16 protein-coding genes are annotated in these 15991 nt (G+C 33.7%); all 16 read right to left on the bottom strand.

Annotated features, from left to right (window positions below):
• Positions 1-153 precede the first annotated feature (153 nt).
• On the bottom strand, positions 154-1740 hold the full coding sequence (locus NCC77_RS19210) for an MDR family MFS transporter (protein ID WP_250837043.1): 1587 nt from the start codon (positions 1738-1740) through the stop codon (positions 154-156).
• Between the two features lie 5 nt (positions 1741-1745).
• Positions 1746-2825 (bottom strand): HlyD family secretion protein, encoded by a 1080-nt coding sequence (locus NCC77_RS19205; RefSeq protein ID WP_095929088.1) that lies wholly within the window; start codon positions 2823-2825, stop codon positions 1746-1748.
• A 12-nt stretch (positions 2826-2837) separates the two neighbouring features.
• Entirely contained in the window at positions 2838-4157 is a 1320-nt protein-coding gene (locus tag NCC77_RS19200; protein WP_250837042.1) for a TolC family protein, read from the bottom strand.
• Entirely contained in the window at positions 4147-4776 is a 630-nt protein-coding gene (locus NCC77_RS19195; RefSeq protein ID WP_202006228.1) for a TetR/AcrR family transcriptional regulator, read from the bottom strand. The genes NCC77_RS19200 and NCC77_RS19195 overlap by 11 nt, the downstream gene beginning before the upstream one ends.
• A 303-nt stretch (positions 4777-5079) precedes the next feature.
• Complete coding sequence (gene trpA / locus NCC77_RS19190; RefSeq protein WP_250837041.1) at positions 5080-5841, bottom strand: tryptophan synthase subunit alpha; 762 nt, start codon at positions 5839-5841, stop codon at positions 5080-5082.
• 199 nt (positions 5842-6040) lie between these two features.
• Positions 6041-6778 (bottom strand): carbon-nitrogen hydrolase family protein, encoded by a 738-nt coding sequence (locus NCC77_RS19185; RefSeq protein ID WP_250837040.1) that lies wholly within the window; start codon positions 6776-6778, stop codon positions 6041-6043.
• A 6-nt stretch (positions 6779-6784) separates the two neighbouring features.
• The gene (locus NCC77_RS19180) at positions 6785-7105 is read right to left on the bottom strand and encodes a gamma-glutamylcyclotransferase family protein (RefSeq protein WP_250837039.1); all 321 of its coding nucleotides are present in this window, start codon (positions 7103-7105) and stop codon (positions 6785-6787) included.
• An 80-nt stretch (positions 7106-7185) separates the two neighbouring features.
• Complete coding sequence (gene trpB / locus NCC77_RS19175) at positions 7186-8367, bottom strand: tryptophan synthase subunit beta (protein WP_250837038.1); 1182 nt, start codon at positions 8365-8367, stop codon at positions 7186-7188.
• Between the two features lie 12 nt (positions 8368-8379).
• Positions 8380-9012, bottom strand: coding sequence for a phosphoribosylanthranilate isomerase (locus NCC77_RS19170; protein WP_250837037.1), 633 nt, complete (start codon positions 9010-9012; stop codon positions 8380-8382).
• Between the two features lie 97 nt (positions 9013-9109).
• Positions 9110-9895, bottom strand: coding sequence for an indole-3-glycerol phosphate synthase TrpC (gene trpC, locus NCC77_RS19165; protein WP_250837036.1), 786 nt, complete (start codon positions 9893-9895; stop codon positions 9110-9112).
• 80 nt (positions 9896-9975) lie between these two features.
• Positions 9976-10968: an anthranilate phosphoribosyltransferase gene (gene trpD, locus NCC77_RS19160; RefSeq protein WP_095929080.1), complete on the bottom strand. Its 993-nt coding sequence runs from the start codon at positions 10966-10968 to the stop codon at positions 9976-9978.
• A gap of 91 nt (positions 10969-11059) precedes the next feature.
• On the bottom strand, positions 11060-11626 hold the full coding sequence (locus NCC77_RS19155; protein ID WP_095929079.1) for an anthranilate synthase component II: 567 nt from the start codon (positions 11624-11626) through the stop codon (positions 11060-11062).
• 90 nt (positions 11627-11716) lie between these two features.
• Positions 11717-12160: a hypothetical protein gene (locus tag NCC77_RS19150; RefSeq protein WP_250837035.1), complete on the bottom strand. Its 444-nt coding sequence runs from the start codon at positions 12158-12160 to the stop codon at positions 11717-11719.
• Between the two features lie 74 nt (positions 12161-12234).
• Complete coding sequence (locus NCC77_RS19145) at positions 12235-13635, bottom strand: anthranilate synthase component I family protein (protein WP_250837034.1); 1401 nt, start codon at positions 13633-13635, stop codon at positions 12235-12237.
• 300 nt (positions 13636-13935) lie between these two features.
• Entirely contained in the window at positions 13936-15216 is a 1281-nt protein-coding gene (locus tag NCC77_RS19140; protein ID WP_250837033.1) for a hypothetical protein, read from the bottom strand.
• Between the two features lie 207 nt (positions 15217-15423).
• Positions 15424-15990: a YceI family protein gene (locus tag NCC77_RS19135; protein ID WP_095929075.1), complete on the bottom strand. Its 567-nt coding sequence runs from the start codon at positions 15988-15990 to the stop codon at positions 15424-15426.
• Between the last annotated feature and the right edge of the window lies 1 nt (position 15991).

Below are 15991 nucleotides of genomic sequence, written 5' to 3'. Positions count from 1 at the left end.
GGTTCTAAGTTTTTTTTAACCCCAAAAGCGCAAAGTTTTAAGCAAAGTTCATGAACCTAATACTGCCACTGAAAACTGTGACTATTATAAAAAACAACGCCGAATTCAATTAAGAATTCGGCGTTTATGCGTATTATAAAATTATTATTATCATTAATGCATTGCGTCGGCTGCACTAATTTTGTTCTTCCCTTTTTTAATAAAGAGAATAATCGGTATGCAACATAAAAACATGATTCCTAAATAAAGGAAAATATCCATATAAGCCATTACAGTACTTTGCTTCATGACTGACATTTCAATAGCTTGATACGCTTTTTTCAAAGCAACATCTGCGCTATATCCTTTTGCCATGAATGCGTGCTGCATTCCTGCAATTCGCTGCTGTACTTCAAACTTGGCAGGATCTAGGTTATTAATTAAATCTACTCGGTGTGACTGGCTGAAACGTGTGATGAAAGTGGTAATGATCGCAATACCAAAAGATCCGCCTAACTGACGCATCATTCCTGTAAATGCTGCTCCTTCACCAATTTGTTTTCCTTTCAAAGTAGAAAGAGAAAGTGTTGTAATTGGTACGAAAAGTAGTCCTAAACCAATTCCTCTTAAAATTAAAGGCCAATACATATGTTCAACTCCTGTATCTGGTGTCATTCGGCTATACATCATAAAAGTAAAGAAGAAGAAAACTAAAAATCCTACTCCAACCATATAACCTTGCGGTACACCTTTCTGAATCATGTTTCCAACAAAAGGCATCATGATTGCCGTTGTAATAGAACCTGGAATCAGTAATAATCCTGCATCAGTTGCTGTCCATCCTAAAATAGACTGTGTATAAATCGGAATGATTAATGTTGAACCATAAAGACCAAAACCAAGAATAAAACACATTATAGTTCCAATTCTAAGGTTACCATCTTTTAAAACGCTTAAGTTTACGATCGGATGTTTGTAGGTAAGCTCTCTCCAAATAAAAAGAACCAATCCTAAAACTGTCACAACACTTAAGGTTACAATAAGTGAATCGTTAAACCAGTCGTCTTGCTGTCCGTGCTCTAAAACGAATTGTAAAGAACCGATAAAAGCACTCAACAAAATGATTCCCCACCAGTCAACCTGATTGGCTTTTAGTTTTTCTCCATATTTCGGACTTCTAACAAATGTTAAAGCCAAAATAGTTGCAATAATTCCCAACGGAATATTGATATAGAAAATATAAGGCCAAGAATAATTATCTACTAAATATCCTCCCAAAGGCGGACCTAGAGTTGGACCAACAATTACACCCATACCGTAAATAGCCTGTGCCATTCCACGTTTTGCTACTGGGTAACTTTCTGTAATAATCGTTTGGGCTGTTACTAGTAAAGCTCCTCCACCCATACCTTGTACGAAACGGAAAGCTACAAGCTCCCAAATATTTGTGGCATTACCACACAAAAAAGAACAGACTGTAAATATTATAATGGAAGCCACAAAATAGTTACGTCTTCCAAATTGCTGTGATAGCCAGCTCGTCATCGGAATTACAATAACATTCGCAATAGCGTATGCTGTAATTACCCATGCCACATCGGTCAAGGTAGCACCAAGACTTCCGCGCATGTCAGTTAGCGCTACGTTTACAATCGTAGTATCTACAATTTCCAGCAGTGCACAAAGTACTGCTGTAATCGTAATGACAACACGTCTGAAACCGTATTCTACTAAATCGTCATCTTGTACTGCTGTTGCCATTTATTTTATTTCAAATGTACATCTACATCAACATTCATTCCTGGTCTTAAAAGTTTTACTTTCTCAGGATCGTTTGATTCATCTATACTAATTTTTACTGGTAATCTCTGAATTGTTTTTACGAAGTTTCCTGTTGCATTGTCAGGAGGTAATAATGAAAAACGAGATCCTGTAGCAGGAGAGAAAGAAGTTACAGTACCTTTAAACTCATAGTTTGGATACGCATCTACTTTTAAACTTACTTTTTGTCCCACAACCATTTTGTTTAATTGTGTTTCTTTAAAGTTTGCTACAACCCAAGCTTCGTTGTTGTTAATGATGTAGAATAAAGATTGTCCTGGCTGAACCAATTGTCCTGGCTGAATATCAACTTTAGAAACCTGACCATCAATTGCAGCAGTGACCACTGTATAAGAAAGGTTTAAGTGAGCCACATCTAGCATTGTTTTTGCTTTTTTGATGTTTGCCGCAGCAACTTCTGTTTGTTTGTCTGAAACTTTAGATTTTGACTGAATAACCGATTTTTGGTAAGAAGTAGCTTTTTGTTGTTGCTCTAAAACACGTACTTGGTTTTCTGCTTCTTCTTTTGCTGTTAACGCTTGCTCATATTGTTGTTTTGTAATAGTATGAGTTTTGTACAAGTTGTTGTAACGGTTGTAATCGTTTGTAAGCTGTCTCAATCTAATTCTTGCACTTTCGATAGAACCGGTTGCAGATCTCATTTGAGCATCAGATACTGAGATGCTTGCATAAGCACTTCCAATATCCGCTTTTGCAGCTTCGTACTGACCTTCAGCACCTAATAAAGCAGCATTAGCTTCATCAATCTTTAATTGATAATCTCTCTTGTCAATAGTAAATAAAGTATCTCCTTTTTTTACATAATCATTATCTTTCACATAAACTTTGCTGATATATCCTGAAACTCTCGGGATAATCGGGTTCATTTTTTTCTCGATTTGAGCATCATCCGTTTCTTCGTGAGCTTGACCGTGTAGGTATTTAGATATTCCATAAGTTCCGCCTCCTAAAATCAGAACTGCAAGTATGATGATGAATTTTTTATTTGTTTTTTTCTTTTCCATGAGAGCTATCGATTATATTTTAGAAAGATTGAATGATTGTGATAATTGTCCTGATACTGAAAGTAATTCGTAATATTTTTGAATAATGGTTGCTTTAGATAAAGCAGTTTGAATTTTGGCATTTAAATGCTCTACATCTGCTTCTACTAAATCATTAGTGTCAGATAAACCATTGTCAAATTTATCTTTTACTAATCTGTAGTTTTCTGCTGCTTGCTGTAATGCTTCTTCATATACCACACTTTGATTAATTGCTAGGTCATAATCTTCAATAGATTTTTGAACCTCTACTTTAATGCGGTCTGTCATAATTGCTTCGGTATTTTTTACTTCCAAAGCTCTGCTTTCTGCTTCTTTTACGTGAACATTATTTTTTAGGATTCCTGATAAATCATAAGATAATCCGATTCCAAAGTTCATCGCATATTTTACTGTTACAATGTCTTTAAGATCAAATGCAGTGTAACCGCCTAAAAGTGAAATTGAAGGATAATATCCAGCTTTTGCAATTTTGATATTAGCTTCCGAAGCTTTACCTTGTAATCTTATTGCTTCTAAATCTTTTCTGCTTTCAAGTGCAACAGCATCAGATGTTATAGAATTGCTTGTTTTAAGATTAAAGAAATCTTCTTCATTTACCTGAATTTTTACATTAGGATCTAATTTCAGCAAAGTAGTCAAATAGAAGTTGATATTATTGATGTTATTATTAGCTTCATCAATAGATAATTGCGTTTTAGAAACTAATAATTGCGCTTTCAATAAATCATTTCTCGGAATAATTCCGTTTTTCTCCAACTCTGTAAAATCAGTAACACGCTGTTTTGCACTTTTTTGATTTTCGTTTAAAACATCTAAAGTTTTTTGAGCCTTGTATAATGCCGTGTAATAAGTGATTGCTTTTAAAGCAACATCTTCTTTAGTTTTTTCAGCATTTGCGCTTTCAGCTTCATATAAGTTATCGTATGCCTCAATGCTATTTTGAATTTTAAATCCAGCAAAAATAGGAAGACTTAAATTTGCCATTCCAAGCATCGCTCTATCTGGAGAAGCTAATGAAGCACTTTCACCCTGATTAGGCAAATCAATCGATGCTTTTGTAAGACGCTGATATTGACCAGAAATTTTAAGATCTGGGTATTGATTATTTTTTACGGTTTTTAATTCGTATTTTTTTGTGTTTACCTTAGTATTGGCAAGTGTAACTTCGTTACTCTTTTCCCAAGCCATTTGTACGGCTTCGCCCAAGGTTAAACTTGTTTTCTCTTGTGCTTCTATTGAAGATATTCCGATAAAGAAAACTCCAAAGAGCATTAATTGACTAATTTTCATAAACAAGTAGCGCTTTTATAGTTTGTTGAATGTGCTTTGTAAGATCGTTTTTAATGTAATTGTTAAACATTTCTTCGGTTTTTAAATCAAATATTTCTTCGAAGAAAGAGCGATTCATGTGAAAGTGAAAAAAGGTTCCGATAATTGTTGGTGTAATGAGCTGGATATTTACATCTTTTCTAAAAACCCCAAGAGCCTGGCCTTGTTTAATAATGCTTTCTACAGACTTTAAATTTCCTTTTTTAAGCTCAGTAAAAGCCTGAAGGCTTTTTTCTCTCTTTTTGTTGTAAAGTTCAAAATGTAAAACCCTGTAAATCCCTTTGTTAAGGCAAATTCTGTTGATGTAAATTTCGATTAATTTATTGACTTTTTCAAGAGGTTCTAGATCTTCTTGTAATAAATTTTCGAGTTGTAGTTTTAAATCGACAGTTTTGTGAAAAATCAGAGCTTCCAGTAATCTCTCTTTTGAACCAAAATAATAAGAGACCATAGCAATGTTAATTTTGGCCTCTTTGGAGATATCCCGTATCGATGTACCCTCAAATCCTTTCTCAGAAAATAGCCTTTCTGCAACATTAAGAATCTGAATTTTTTTATCGTTCAATTCGATGTGTGACATGGTATTGTTTCTAATCGGATGCAAAATTAAACACTTGTTTAATTTAAACGCTTGTTTAATTTTATTTTAACACAATATTAACATAAAGCGTTTTCGATAATTTATGTTAAATCGTGCCTTAATTAGTTAAAATAAAAAAGCTGAAATACTTTAGTATTTCAGCTATGTGAGCTTGTTTTGTCATTCTGAGGAACGAAGAATCACACTAGAAATTCCGCAAAACTATGTCGCCAATCTTTATAGAGTTACGAGTGTGATTCTTCGTTCCTCAGAATGACAAACGATATGCTTATTGGGATTTATCTATCGAATCTCTCCAACAAATTCCTCAATTTTCCCGCTTCCTTTTTCACTCAAATGTTTGATAAAAGCACTTCCAATAATAGCACCTTTAGCATATTTAGTTGCTTGATTGAAAGTTTCTTTATTCGAAATTCCAAAACCAACAATTTGAGGGTTTTTCAAATTGAGATTAGCGATTCTTTCAAAATAATTTTCTTGAACATCTCCAAATCCAGATTGAGAACCTGTAACACTTGCAGAACTTACCATGTAGATAAATCCGTTTGAAACGCTGTCGATAAAACGAATACGTTCGTCTGAAGTTTGAGGCGTAATCAAAAACACGTTTATTAATCCGTATTTTTCAAAAATTGCTTTGTATTCATCAGCATAAACATCAACTGGAAGATCTGGGATGATTAAACCGTCAATTCCGATTTCGGCACATTTTGCACAAAAAGCTTCAACACCATATTGTAACATCGGATTAAAATATCCCATGATAATCAACGGAATTTTTACGCTTTCGCGAATGTTTTTCAGCTGATCAAAAAGAATTTGCGTTGTCATTCCGTTATGAAGCGCTGTTGTAGAACTCGCCTGAATCGTTGGTCCGTCTGCCAAAGGATCACTGAACGGAAGTCCAATTTCAATTAAATCCACGCCATTTTTTTCTAAATCCTGAATAATCTGCACCGTATCATTTAAATTCGGATATCCGGCAGAAAAATAGATCGAAAGTATCTTTTTATCTTCTTGTAGTTTTTGAGTTATTCTGTTCATTTTTATGTTTTTTTCTCCTGCAAGGTTTTCAAAACCTTGTAGGTATGTTTATTTTCTTTTTTGCTAAAGATTAAAAGTTTATTTCACGCAGATTTATATTGATTTAAGCTGATCTGCGCAGATTTTTTTAGATGCTTTAATCTTTATTAATCTGCTAGATCTGCGAGAGAAAATCTTTTCTAATCTGTGGCAATATATTTTAAAATTTTACGATTTGGCTTTCCCAATCATAACCTTTTTTTTCAACCAACAACAATCCAGAATCCGAATCATTCATTTGGGCGACTAATTCTCCTTTGTTATTCCAAAAAGCACTTTGGCCTGCTGACGGCGATCCCCAAGATTCTCCACTGAAATTCGACATCAAAACATTCATTTTATGTTTTTCAGCATAATTTTGCAAATCTCTGTACGCATTCGGAATTCCGTTTGGCGAAAAGAAAATACTTGCTATATAAATATCGGTATCATTTTTAGCTGCGTTTTCAGGATGTAGCGGATTGTCAATGTCGGCGCAAATTGCAAAAGAAATATTTTGATCCTCAATAGTTAACATAGGGTTGTAATCAAACGAAGAATCGAAAAAATCACCTTCTCCTTCATGTAAAAATTGTTTCGTATAAATAGAAACAGAATCATCTGGAGCTATAATAAATTCGCCAATAAACAGTTTTGAATCTATTCGAATTGGCGCTCCAGCTATAATGACAATATTATTTCTAACCGACAATTCTTTTAAGTGATCAATTCTATAATCATCTTCTGTAAAAACTAAAGTTTCTGCATTTTCTCTTTCGTAACCTGTAATAGATAATTCAGGAAACGCAATTAAATTAGCGCCATTTTGAGCAGCCAATTCAATAAGATGATAATGATTCAGTAAATTAGAAGATATATCTCCACGTTTTGGTTTGGTCTGCGCCGCCGCTAAAATCATCTTATATTATTTATTTTCTGTATAAACCCAAGCTACTCTTCCTGATTGAAGTTTGACCTGAACTCTTTTGTATGAATTAGACTCGAATTGATCTACTTTTAGCAATTCTTGATTAGAAACTTCAAAAGCAACGCCGTGTATAATGTCTTCCAAGCTTTCACTTGTTACAGCCACAACATAATCTGCCATTCCAAATTCTTCTTCAATTTGTAAACTTTTAAGTTTGAAGCCCAGTATTTGATCTGGACTGCCGCTTAAAACTTTATTAAAAATCTGCATCTGAATTTGTTTCGATCTTAATGTTCCGTATGAGAATAATAGTTCCATAATTATAATTTTCTCTTTATTTGTTAGCGTACAGACTCCCGATAACTTTCGGGATTCGAACGCCCAAATTACAATTTTTATTACAATTTAAAGTAATCTATATAATTATCTAAATCTTTATCGCCACGACCAGAAAGACTTATTACAACAACATCAGTAGACTTGAATTTCTTCTGATCCAGAACGGCAAAAGCATGAGCACTCTCGATTGCAGGAATAATTCCTTCTAATTTTGTTAATTGAAGACCTGCATTCATTGCATCATCATCGGTAACAGAGAAAAATTCACCTCTTCCTGTTTGTGCCAAATGAGCGTGCAAAGGTCCAACTCCAGGATAATCTAATCCTGCAGAAATAGAATAAGGTTCTGTAATTTGCCCATCTGGAGTTTGCATTAAAAGCGTTTTACAACCATGAATAACACCAACTTTTCCTAATTTACTAGTTGCGGCGCTGTGTCCGCTGTCAACACCTTTTCCAGCGGCTTCAACAGCAATAATTCCAACTTGTGGTTCGTGTAAAAAGTGGTAGTAAGTTCCTGCAGCGTTACTCCCTCCGCCAATACAAGCTACTACATAATCAGGATTTTCACGACCTTCTTTTTCTTTTAACTGCCATTTGATTTCTTCAGAAATAATGCTTTGGAAACGTGTTACCATGTCTGGATAAGGATGAGGCCCAATTGCAGATCCGATAATATAATGTGTATCTACAGGATTGTTAATCCAGTCACGAATGGCTTCGTTTGTAGCATCTTTTAAAGTTCTTGAACCTGAAAGCGCCGGACGAACTTCTGCGCCTAACATTTTCATACGCGCCACGTTTGGTGCCTGACGCGCGATGTCTATTTCGCCCATGTAAACGATACATTCAATTCCCATTAAAGCACAAACTGTTGCTGTTGCTACACCGTGTTGCCCAGCTCCAGTTTCGGCAATAATTCTTTTTTTACCCAAACGTTTTGCTAGCAGGATTTGCCCAATTGTATTGTTTACTTTGTGAGCTCCAGTATGGTTTAAGTCTTCTCTTTTTAGATAAACTTTGGTATTGTATTTCTCAGATAGACGTTTTGCAAAATACAACGGACTAGGGCGTCCAACGTAATCTTTCAGCAATTGGTTGAACTCTGCTTTAAAATCAGGTTCATCCATTATACTTAAGTATTTCTGACGTAGTTCTTCTACATTTGGATACAGCATTTCTGGGATGTAAGCACCGCCAAATTCTCCGTAATATCCTTTTTCGTTAACGTTAAAACTCATTTTATTTAAATTTTAAAAGTTGGCAACATCAAATTTTCGTTTGAAGATGCTTAATAGATTTTTATTTTTCAGCCCTGGTTCGATTTCAAATTTACTATTTACATCGACAGCATAAATAGGTAATTTTGTTTTTGAAATTTCTTCAATGGCTTTTAATTCATTCATTCCAATTCCGCCGCTTAAAAAGAAAGGTTTTTTTGAATTGTATTTTTTTAATATGCTCCAGTCGAAAGTTGTTCCGTTTCCGCCCGGAAGTTTTCCTTTAGTATCAAATAGAAAATAATCACAGACATTTTCAAAAGGTTTTATGATTTCAAAATCAAAATTTTCATCGGCCGAAAAGACTTTAATAATTTCAATTTTTTTTGGAAGTTTTTCTTTTAATGCTGAGCAAAATTCAACTGATTCTTCCCCGTGTAATTGAACTGCTTGTAAGTTGTATTTTTCGACTTTTTCTAGAATTTCTTCCTGACTTTGATTAACAAAAACGCCCACTTTTTTGATTGTTTTTATCAATTCGGGAACATTCCCATTGCAATATCTAGCGGATTTTTCCCAGAAAATAAATCCCATATAATCAGGTAGGAGTGCACCTACTTCGAGAATGTTTTCGGGATATTTCATGCCGCATATTTTGAGTTTCATTTTTTTATTTTTTTTGCCACGAAGGCGCTAAGACACTAAGTTTTTTTACAAATGAGCACAAATTAAATTTGCGCCTTTGTGACTTTGTGGCAAACGTTTACAGGCTTAGCTTGTTAATAAATTCTGTTGCGGCTTGTCCTGCGTTATCGGTTTTCATGAAGTTTTCTCCAATTAAGAAACCTTTGTAACCGTAAGGTTTAAGTTCCTGAATGGCTTCAATTGATGAAATACCGCTTTCAGACACTTTTACAAAATCATTCGGAATTTGTGAAGCCAATTCTTTACTAAAATCTAAGCTTACTTCGAATGTTTTTAAATTTCTGTTATTTACGCCAATCATATCTAAAGTCGGCATAATTGATTTTTCTAATTCTTCTTGATTATGTACTTCAAGCAAAACTTCTAAACCTAAACTTTTTGCAAATTCAGATAAAGATTTGATTTCTTCGCGAGTTAAAACTGCTGCGATTAACAAAATCAAATCGGCACCATGAGCTTTTGCTTCTAAGATCTGGTATTCGTCTACAATAAATTCTTTTCGCAAAAGCGGAATATTTACCGAAGCTCTTGCTAAAAGTAAATCGTCAAGTGATCCGCCAAAATATTTACCATCGGTTAAAACTGAAATTCCGCATGCGCCCGCATTCTCATAACCTTTAACTACTTCTTCAACGGTAAAATTATTGTTGATGATTGATTTTGAAGGAGAACGGCGCTTGTGTTCAGCAATAATTCCAGAATTGCTTTCTTTTAATTTCTGACTAAGAGAAATTATCTTTTTTCCAAAAAATACTGAAGCTTCTAACTGAGAAACCGGAATAATCGATTTCTTCAAAATCACTTCTTGTTTTTTGTCTATTATTATTTTATCTAGGATATTCATTATTTTGTTTGTTTCAGGTTTCAAGTTTCAGGTTCGTTCCAACAACTTGAAACTTGAAACCTGAAACTTGAAACAATTTTTTACCTGCTTAATTCTTGTAATTTCTGTAATGCTTTTAATCCTTTTCCAGACAATAAACTTTCTTTAGCCAGTTCAAATCCTTCTTTTGGAGAACATTTTGTAACGGTTGAAATTGCCATTGCAGCATTGGCACAAACTACATTATTCTGTGCTTCATTTCCTTTTCCAGAAATTATATTCGTAAAAATTTCTGCAGATTCTTCAATTGTTTTTCCTCCTTCAATTTCGGTTTGAGAAAGAAGACGAACACCAAAATCTTCTGGATTCAACATTCCCTCCATATGGTTGGAAATTGTTTTGGTTGGACCAGTTAATGAAATTTCATCATATCCGTCAAGCGAATGTAAGATCGTAAAATTGGTATCTGTATTTTGATATAAATAAGCATACATTCTTGCCAATTCTAAGTTGAAAACTCCAACCAATTGATTTTGTGGAAATGCAGGATTTACCATTGGTCCTAACATATTAAAGAATGTTTTTACCGCCAATTCTTTTCTAATTGGTCCAACATTTTTCATTGCTGGGTGAAATAGGGGAGCATGCAAAACGCAGATTCCAGCCTGATCGATACATTTTTCTAAAAAGGAAGAATCGTTGCTAAATTTAATTCCCATTTTTTCCATCACGTTGCTGGATCCAGAAATAGAAGAAACTCCGTAATTTCCATGTTTTGCAACTTTTATTCCAGCTCCTGCTGATACAAAAGAAGCCAAAGTCGAAATGTTGAAGGTGTCTTTTCCGTCACCGCCCGTTCCGCATAAATCGATGGTATTGTAAGCTGATAAATCAACACGAATGCAAAGATCTAACAAAGCTTCGCGAAAGCCCGAAAGTTCATCAATTGTAATGCTTCGCATCATAAAAACAGTCAAAAATGCCGAAATCTGACTTGGATTGTATTGACCGCTTGAAATATTAATCAATACGTTTTTTGCTTCTTCTTTAGTAAGAACTTCGTGGTTGATTAATTTGTTTAATATAGTTTTCATTTTTTTAAAGTTGCTAAGGTTCTAAGATGCTGAGATTCTAAGTTTTTTACTGAGACTGTAAACTGAGACTGAATACTAAAAATTCTAATCACTAACTCTTAATCCAATTCTCCAAAATCCTTTTACCATTTGGAGTCAAAACACTTTCTGGATGAAATTGAACGCCTCTCACATCATAAGTTTTGTGACGTAAGGACATAATTTGTCCGTTTTCGTCTACCGAAGTTGCTTCTAAATCTTCAGGCAAATTGCTGTCGACAACCCATGAGTGATATCTTCCAACTTCGAATTCGTTTCCTAAACCTTCAAACAAAATTTCATCTGAAACTACTGTTTTTACATTTGTAGCAACTCCGTGGTACACTTTATCAAGGTTAGAAAGCGTTCCGCCAAAAACTTCTCCAATCGCTTGTTGTCCTAAACAAACCCCAAGAATGCTTTTTGTGGGACTGTATTTTTCGATTACTGCTTTTAACAAACCTGCTTCATCTGGAATTCCAGGCCCTGGAGAAAGTAAAATTTTCTCAAAAGAAGCGATTTCATCAATATCGAATTCGTCGTTTCTGTAAACGGTAACTTCACAGTTTAAATCTTCTAAATAGTGCACTAAATTGTAAGTGAAACTATCGTAATTGTCTATAACTAAAATCTTTTTCATTTTTTTAAGGTACTAAGTTGCTAAGATTCTAATGTTCTAAGTTTCCTAACTTGAAACTTGAAACAAAGAAAACTTGAAACTAAATTTTATTTATTTTTCTCGAACGTATTTTTCTATAATAACACGATCTACTCCTAATTTTTCTATTTTTTCTACACCTTTCTGAATTAAAGTGTCGTTTTGAACTTTCACAACAAATTCAAATTTGTTGTTTTCCCAATCGCGATTGTTAAAGAACTCTAAGTTTTCTGTATAAATACTGTCTTTTAAAGTATACTTTCCGCCTCCGCCAAAGAACAATGCTGCTGTTGAATCTTTTCCGTTTTTCAAATCATGATTAAAAAAAGCAAAATGTGTATCGTTAATAATCTTAATCATTTTTGTTTTTGTGTTGAAAGTCGAAAAAGTCGAGTCTTTCTCGGTAGTTTCAGCTGAAATAAGACGCCAGGTTCCTTCAATTGGATTGTGCTTTTTTCCTAAATTACAAGATATCATCGTAATGATTAAAACTAAAATGGATACTGCTTTTTTCATGGTTTTATAGTTTGTGGTTAATTATTTTAAGTTTCAGGTTTCAAGTTCTGCGACTGAAAACGGAACACTGATGACTAAATTTTCTCCGCCATTTCAAGAGCCGTGTTCAATGCTCTTAATTTATTATAAACTTCCTGCATTTCGCTTTCTTCATCAGAACTTGCTACAATTCCGGCTCCAGCTTGACAATGCAATTGATGATTTTTAGAAAGGAAAGTTCGAATCATAATGGCGTGATTAAAGTTTCCTTCAAAATCCATAACTCCAATTGCGCCTCCATAAAAATTACGATTTGTTTTTTCGCAATCTTCAATTAACTGCATCGCTCTGTGTTTTGGTGCGCCGCTCAAAGTTCCTGCTGGGAAAGTGTCTGCTACAACTTGCATTGTAGTTGCTTTCTCGTGCAAATGTCCCGTAACTTTTGAAACTAAGTGTATTACGTGAGAGAAAAACTGTACTTCTCTATATTTTTCTACATTGACATCGTGACCATTTCTGCTTAAATCGTTTCTTGCCAAATCAACAAGCATAACATGTTCACTGTTCTCTTTTTTATCTTCTGAAAGTTCTTTTGCTAAAAGAGCATCGCGTTCGTCGTTTCCAGTTCTTTTGAAAGTTCCTGCAATTGGGTGAATTTCGGCTTTTCTATCTTTCACAATAATTTGTGCTTCTGGCGAAGAACCGAATATTTTGAAATCTCCATAATCAAAGAAAAATAAATACGGAGAAGGGTTGATGCTTCTTAAAGCTCTATAAACATTAAATTCATCTCCTTTGAAACCTTGAGTAAATCGACGAGAAAGAACTAATTGGAAAACATCTCCACGATAGCAATGTTTTTTGGCTAAAGCCACATTTGTTTTAAATTCCTCATCGGTTAAGTTAGAGAAACCTTCGCCTTCTTTAGAAAATTTATAAGAAGCTATATTTCTAGATTGTAATAATTGCTCGATTTCTGAAATATTGTTTTTTCCGTCTAGACTATGGCAAAAAATATAAGCTTCATTTTTAAAGTGATTGATTGCAATAATGTTCTGATAAACAGCATAAAAAATATCTGGAATAGAAGTCGCATTGTCTTTTTTTGCAATAGATACTTTTTCGAAATAACGAACAGCATCGTAAGAAATGTATCCGAATAAACCGTTATTGATGAATTTAAAATCGTTTTTTTCTGATTTAAACTGACTTGAAAATTCCTGAATTACCTGAGGAATATTTGTTGAAGCATCAATATTGATTTTTTCTGAAGTTCCGTCAGGGAAAGTTTTAGAAATAACTTCATTTTCTATTTTAATTGTAGCAATCGGATTGCAGCAGATATAAGAAAAACTGTTGTCATTTCCATGATAATCACTACTTTCTAGTAATAAACTATTTGGGAATTTATCTCTGATTTTGAAATAAATACTTACTGGCGTTACCGTATCTGCCAGAATTTGTTTGTAATGTGTATTAAGAATAAAAGGTTTCAAAATATATAGTTTTATGTTGTTCTGTTAGTTTATTTTCAATTTGATCCAAAAAAAAGGGCTTGTCGTGATGACAAGCCCTTTTATATTTTATAGTTTTAACAATACCATAGGAAGCTTCGTTCACGACGTCTGACGTAAATTGCTCCACCACCAAGTATTGTTTAAAATTGTTCTCATTTTTTTATTTTGATGTCACAAAGATATAAATGTAATTTTAATTAGAGTACATAAAATTTGAAAAAAATCTTTTCTAATTTGTAAAATTTGTTAAATTTTAATTAAAAGTATCTCTATAACTCCTTAGTTACCACTTGCTACCGTGTTATTTATGTTTAATCTAAAATCTGGGTTTCCTTTAATATTTGGAATAGCAAAAAGCTCGCTAAGTTTCATTTTTGTATACTCTATTCCGTAAGCTGGGTTGCCATAATAATTTTTTATACCAGGAATATTGCTTCCAGATTCACTTTCAATTTCTCCTTGACAATTGTTTGCAATTACATTTTTAAAAGTGATTTTTGATAGATTTGCTTCACCATTTCCGATATTTCCTTCCAATAAAATGAAAGGAGCAAATCCTGAAACGACACTATTCGTTAAATTGAAATAGGTATTTTCTTTAATGTAAGCAGATTCTCTAACCAAACCTTGATTGTTTTCTTCTAAATTAACCAATGTAATATTGTTGGCATTTATTTTAGTCATTTTTTTAGTCATGTCTGTAGCAGCAACTTTTTCGTATGAATCTACCTCAAAACATCTTGAACCTGAAACATCTGAAGAAAACGGATGGCGAACAGCAATACTGTTGCTAATATTAATTTGAGCACCTTGGGTAAAATCAAAATCATCATCTGTTGTTCTAAATGAAACCAAATTGCTTAGATTCAAATCTCCACCATAACATTCGAAAGAATCATCATTCGAAAAGCTAACTTGAACATGGCTAACAATTGTTTTTCTTCCAACGCCGGCAAGAGAAAGACCATTTAATTCTTTAGAAGCACTTAATTTTCTTCCAGCATATTCAATTCTCACGTATTTAATAATTCCAGAGTTGTCTTCCGGATCTTGTCCTCCGTAATGATTTAAGGTTGGATCTAAATCGAAAGGCAATGTATGAATACCGCCAAGAGAGTTTATCGGAGCTTTTCCTAAAACGATAATTCCGCCCCAGTCACCAGGTTTTCTATTGTTGATTTCATTTTCAGAAGTAAAAATAATCGGATCGGTTTCTAATCCTTCAGCTATAATTTTAGCTCCATTTGTAATTACAAGAGTTCCGCAAGTTTTATCGTCTCCTCGTATTACAGTACCAGGCTCGATTGTTAAAGTGGCATTATTTGTAACGTACACAACACCAACTAAATGATAAATATTACGCTTTGACAATCGAGTATCTTTATCAATTGTTCCGGCAATTATATTGGTTGCTTCGCCATAATCATTACCAGCTGGTTTAAAGCTCGTCCAGTTAGTCATCCAGTTTGAAGTACCAACGATTCCTTTTGGTTGTTGTTGAGCTTGTGAGAAAAAGCTGATAATGAAGATTATAGATGCAAAATGTAATTTTGTTTTCATAACTATGATTTTAATTTCTAGTTTTTGATTTTTTTAATTGTCCCAAAAATAGAAGCCGTATGTTAATCAAAGTCCTGATGCTTATTACGAAAGCGTTACTATATTATTAAGAATGTTAAGTTTTTGAAAAGCTTAGAAAAGAATAAACCCCAACAGTAAAAAAACTGTTGGGGTTTATTGTATTTCTGAATTAGTAAGCTTGAAATATTAGAATTTTAAAGCTACAGCCAATTCGAATTCGTCATTGATAGTTTTGTCTCCTAAACCGTCGAAGAAGCTACCTGAACCGTATTTAATATCGTATTTAGTTCTGTCAACTTTGAAAGCAGTTGTAGCTGTGTTTCCTTTTACAGTGATATCAAAAGTTACTGGTTTAGTGATTCCTTTGATAGTTAAGTCTGCAGTTACAGTATAAACGTCAGCAGATTTTGCACCGATAGTTTTGAAAACTAATTTTGAAGTTGGGAATTTGTCAGTTCCGAAGAAATCGTCAGCTTTTAAGTGACCGTTTAATTTTCCTTGGTATTCTCCAGTTAAATCTGTAGAAGTTAATGAAGTCATATCAACTGTAAAGCTTCCTCCAGTTAATTTTTTTCCTTTGAAAACTACAGAACCTTCTTTGAAGTTTACTGTTCCAGAGTGCTCTCCAGTTACTTTTTTACCTACCCATTTAATAGTAGATGCTTTTACGTCGATTTTTTTAGTTTGAGCATTTACTGAGATACTAGCAGCTGCTACGAATAATGCTATTGCAATAGTTTTTAAATTTTTCATG

The organism is Flavobacterium tyrosinilyticum (assembly GCF_023656565.1).
GTDB classification, from domain to species: Bacteria; Bacteroidota; Bacteroidia; order Flavobacteriales; family Flavobacteriaceae; genus Flavobacterium; species Flavobacterium tyrosinilyticum.
Note: the sequence above shows the minus strand (reverse complement) of the source record. Positions and strands in the feature narration are given on the sequence as shown.

Bases quoted from the DNA above. Each gene is read 5' to 3' on its own strand.
- NCC77_RS19185 (WP_250837040.1), bottom strand. From the start codon at position 6,778: ATGATTTTAGCGGCGGCGCAGACCAAACCAAAACGTGGAGATATATCT.
- NCC77_RS19150 (WP_250837035.1), bottom strand. From the start codon at position 12,160: ATGAAAAAAGCAGTATCCATTTTAGTTTTAATCATTACGATGATATCT.
- NCC77_RS19155 (WP_095929079.1), bottom strand. From the start codon at position 11,626: ATGAAAAAGATTTTAGTTATAGACAATTACGATAGTTTCACTTACAAT.
- NCC77_RS19195 (WP_202006228.1), bottom strand. From the start codon at position 4,776: ATGTCACACATCGAATTGAACGATAAAAAAATTCAGATTCTTAATGTT.
- trpA (WP_250837041.1), bottom strand. From the start codon at position 5,841: ATGAACAGAATAACTCAAAAACTACAAGAAGATAAAAAGATACTTTCG.
- NCC77_RS19135 (WP_095929075.1), bottom strand. From the start codon at position 15,990: ATGAAAAATTTAAAAACTATTGCAATAGCATTATTCGTAGCAGCTGCT.
- NCC77_RS19180 (WP_250837039.1), bottom strand. From the start codon at position 7,105: ATGGAACTATTATTCTCATACGGAACATTAAGATCGAAACAAATTCAG.
- trpB (WP_250837038.1), bottom strand. From the start codon at position 8,367: ATGAGTTTTAACGTTAACGAAAAAGGATATTACGGAGAATTTGGCGGT.
- NCC77_RS19200 (WP_250837042.1), bottom strand. From the start codon at position 4,157: ATGAAAATTAGTCAATTAATGCTCTTTGGAGTTTTCTTTATCGGAATA.
- trpC (WP_250837036.1), bottom strand. From the start codon at position 9,895: ATGAATATCCTAGATAAAATAATAATAGACAAAAAACAAGAAGTGATT.
- NCC77_RS19170 (WP_250837037.1), bottom strand. From the start codon at position 9,012: ATGAAACTCAAAATATGCGGCATGAAATATCCCGAAAACATTCTCGAA.
- NCC77_RS19205 (WP_095929088.1), bottom strand. From the start codon at position 2,825: ATGGAAAAGAAAAAAACAAATAAAAAATTCATCATCATACTTGCAGTT.
- NCC77_RS19210 (WP_250837043.1), bottom strand. From the start codon at position 1,740: ATGGCAACAGCAGTACAAGATGACGATTTAGTAGAATACGGTTTCAGA.
- trpD (WP_095929080.1), bottom strand. From the start codon at position 10,968: ATGAAAACTATATTAAACAAATTAATCAACCACGAAGTTCTTACTAAA.
- NCC77_RS19140 (WP_250837033.1), bottom strand. From the start codon at position 15,216: ATGAAAACAAAATTACATTTTGCATCTATAATCTTCATTATCAGCTTT.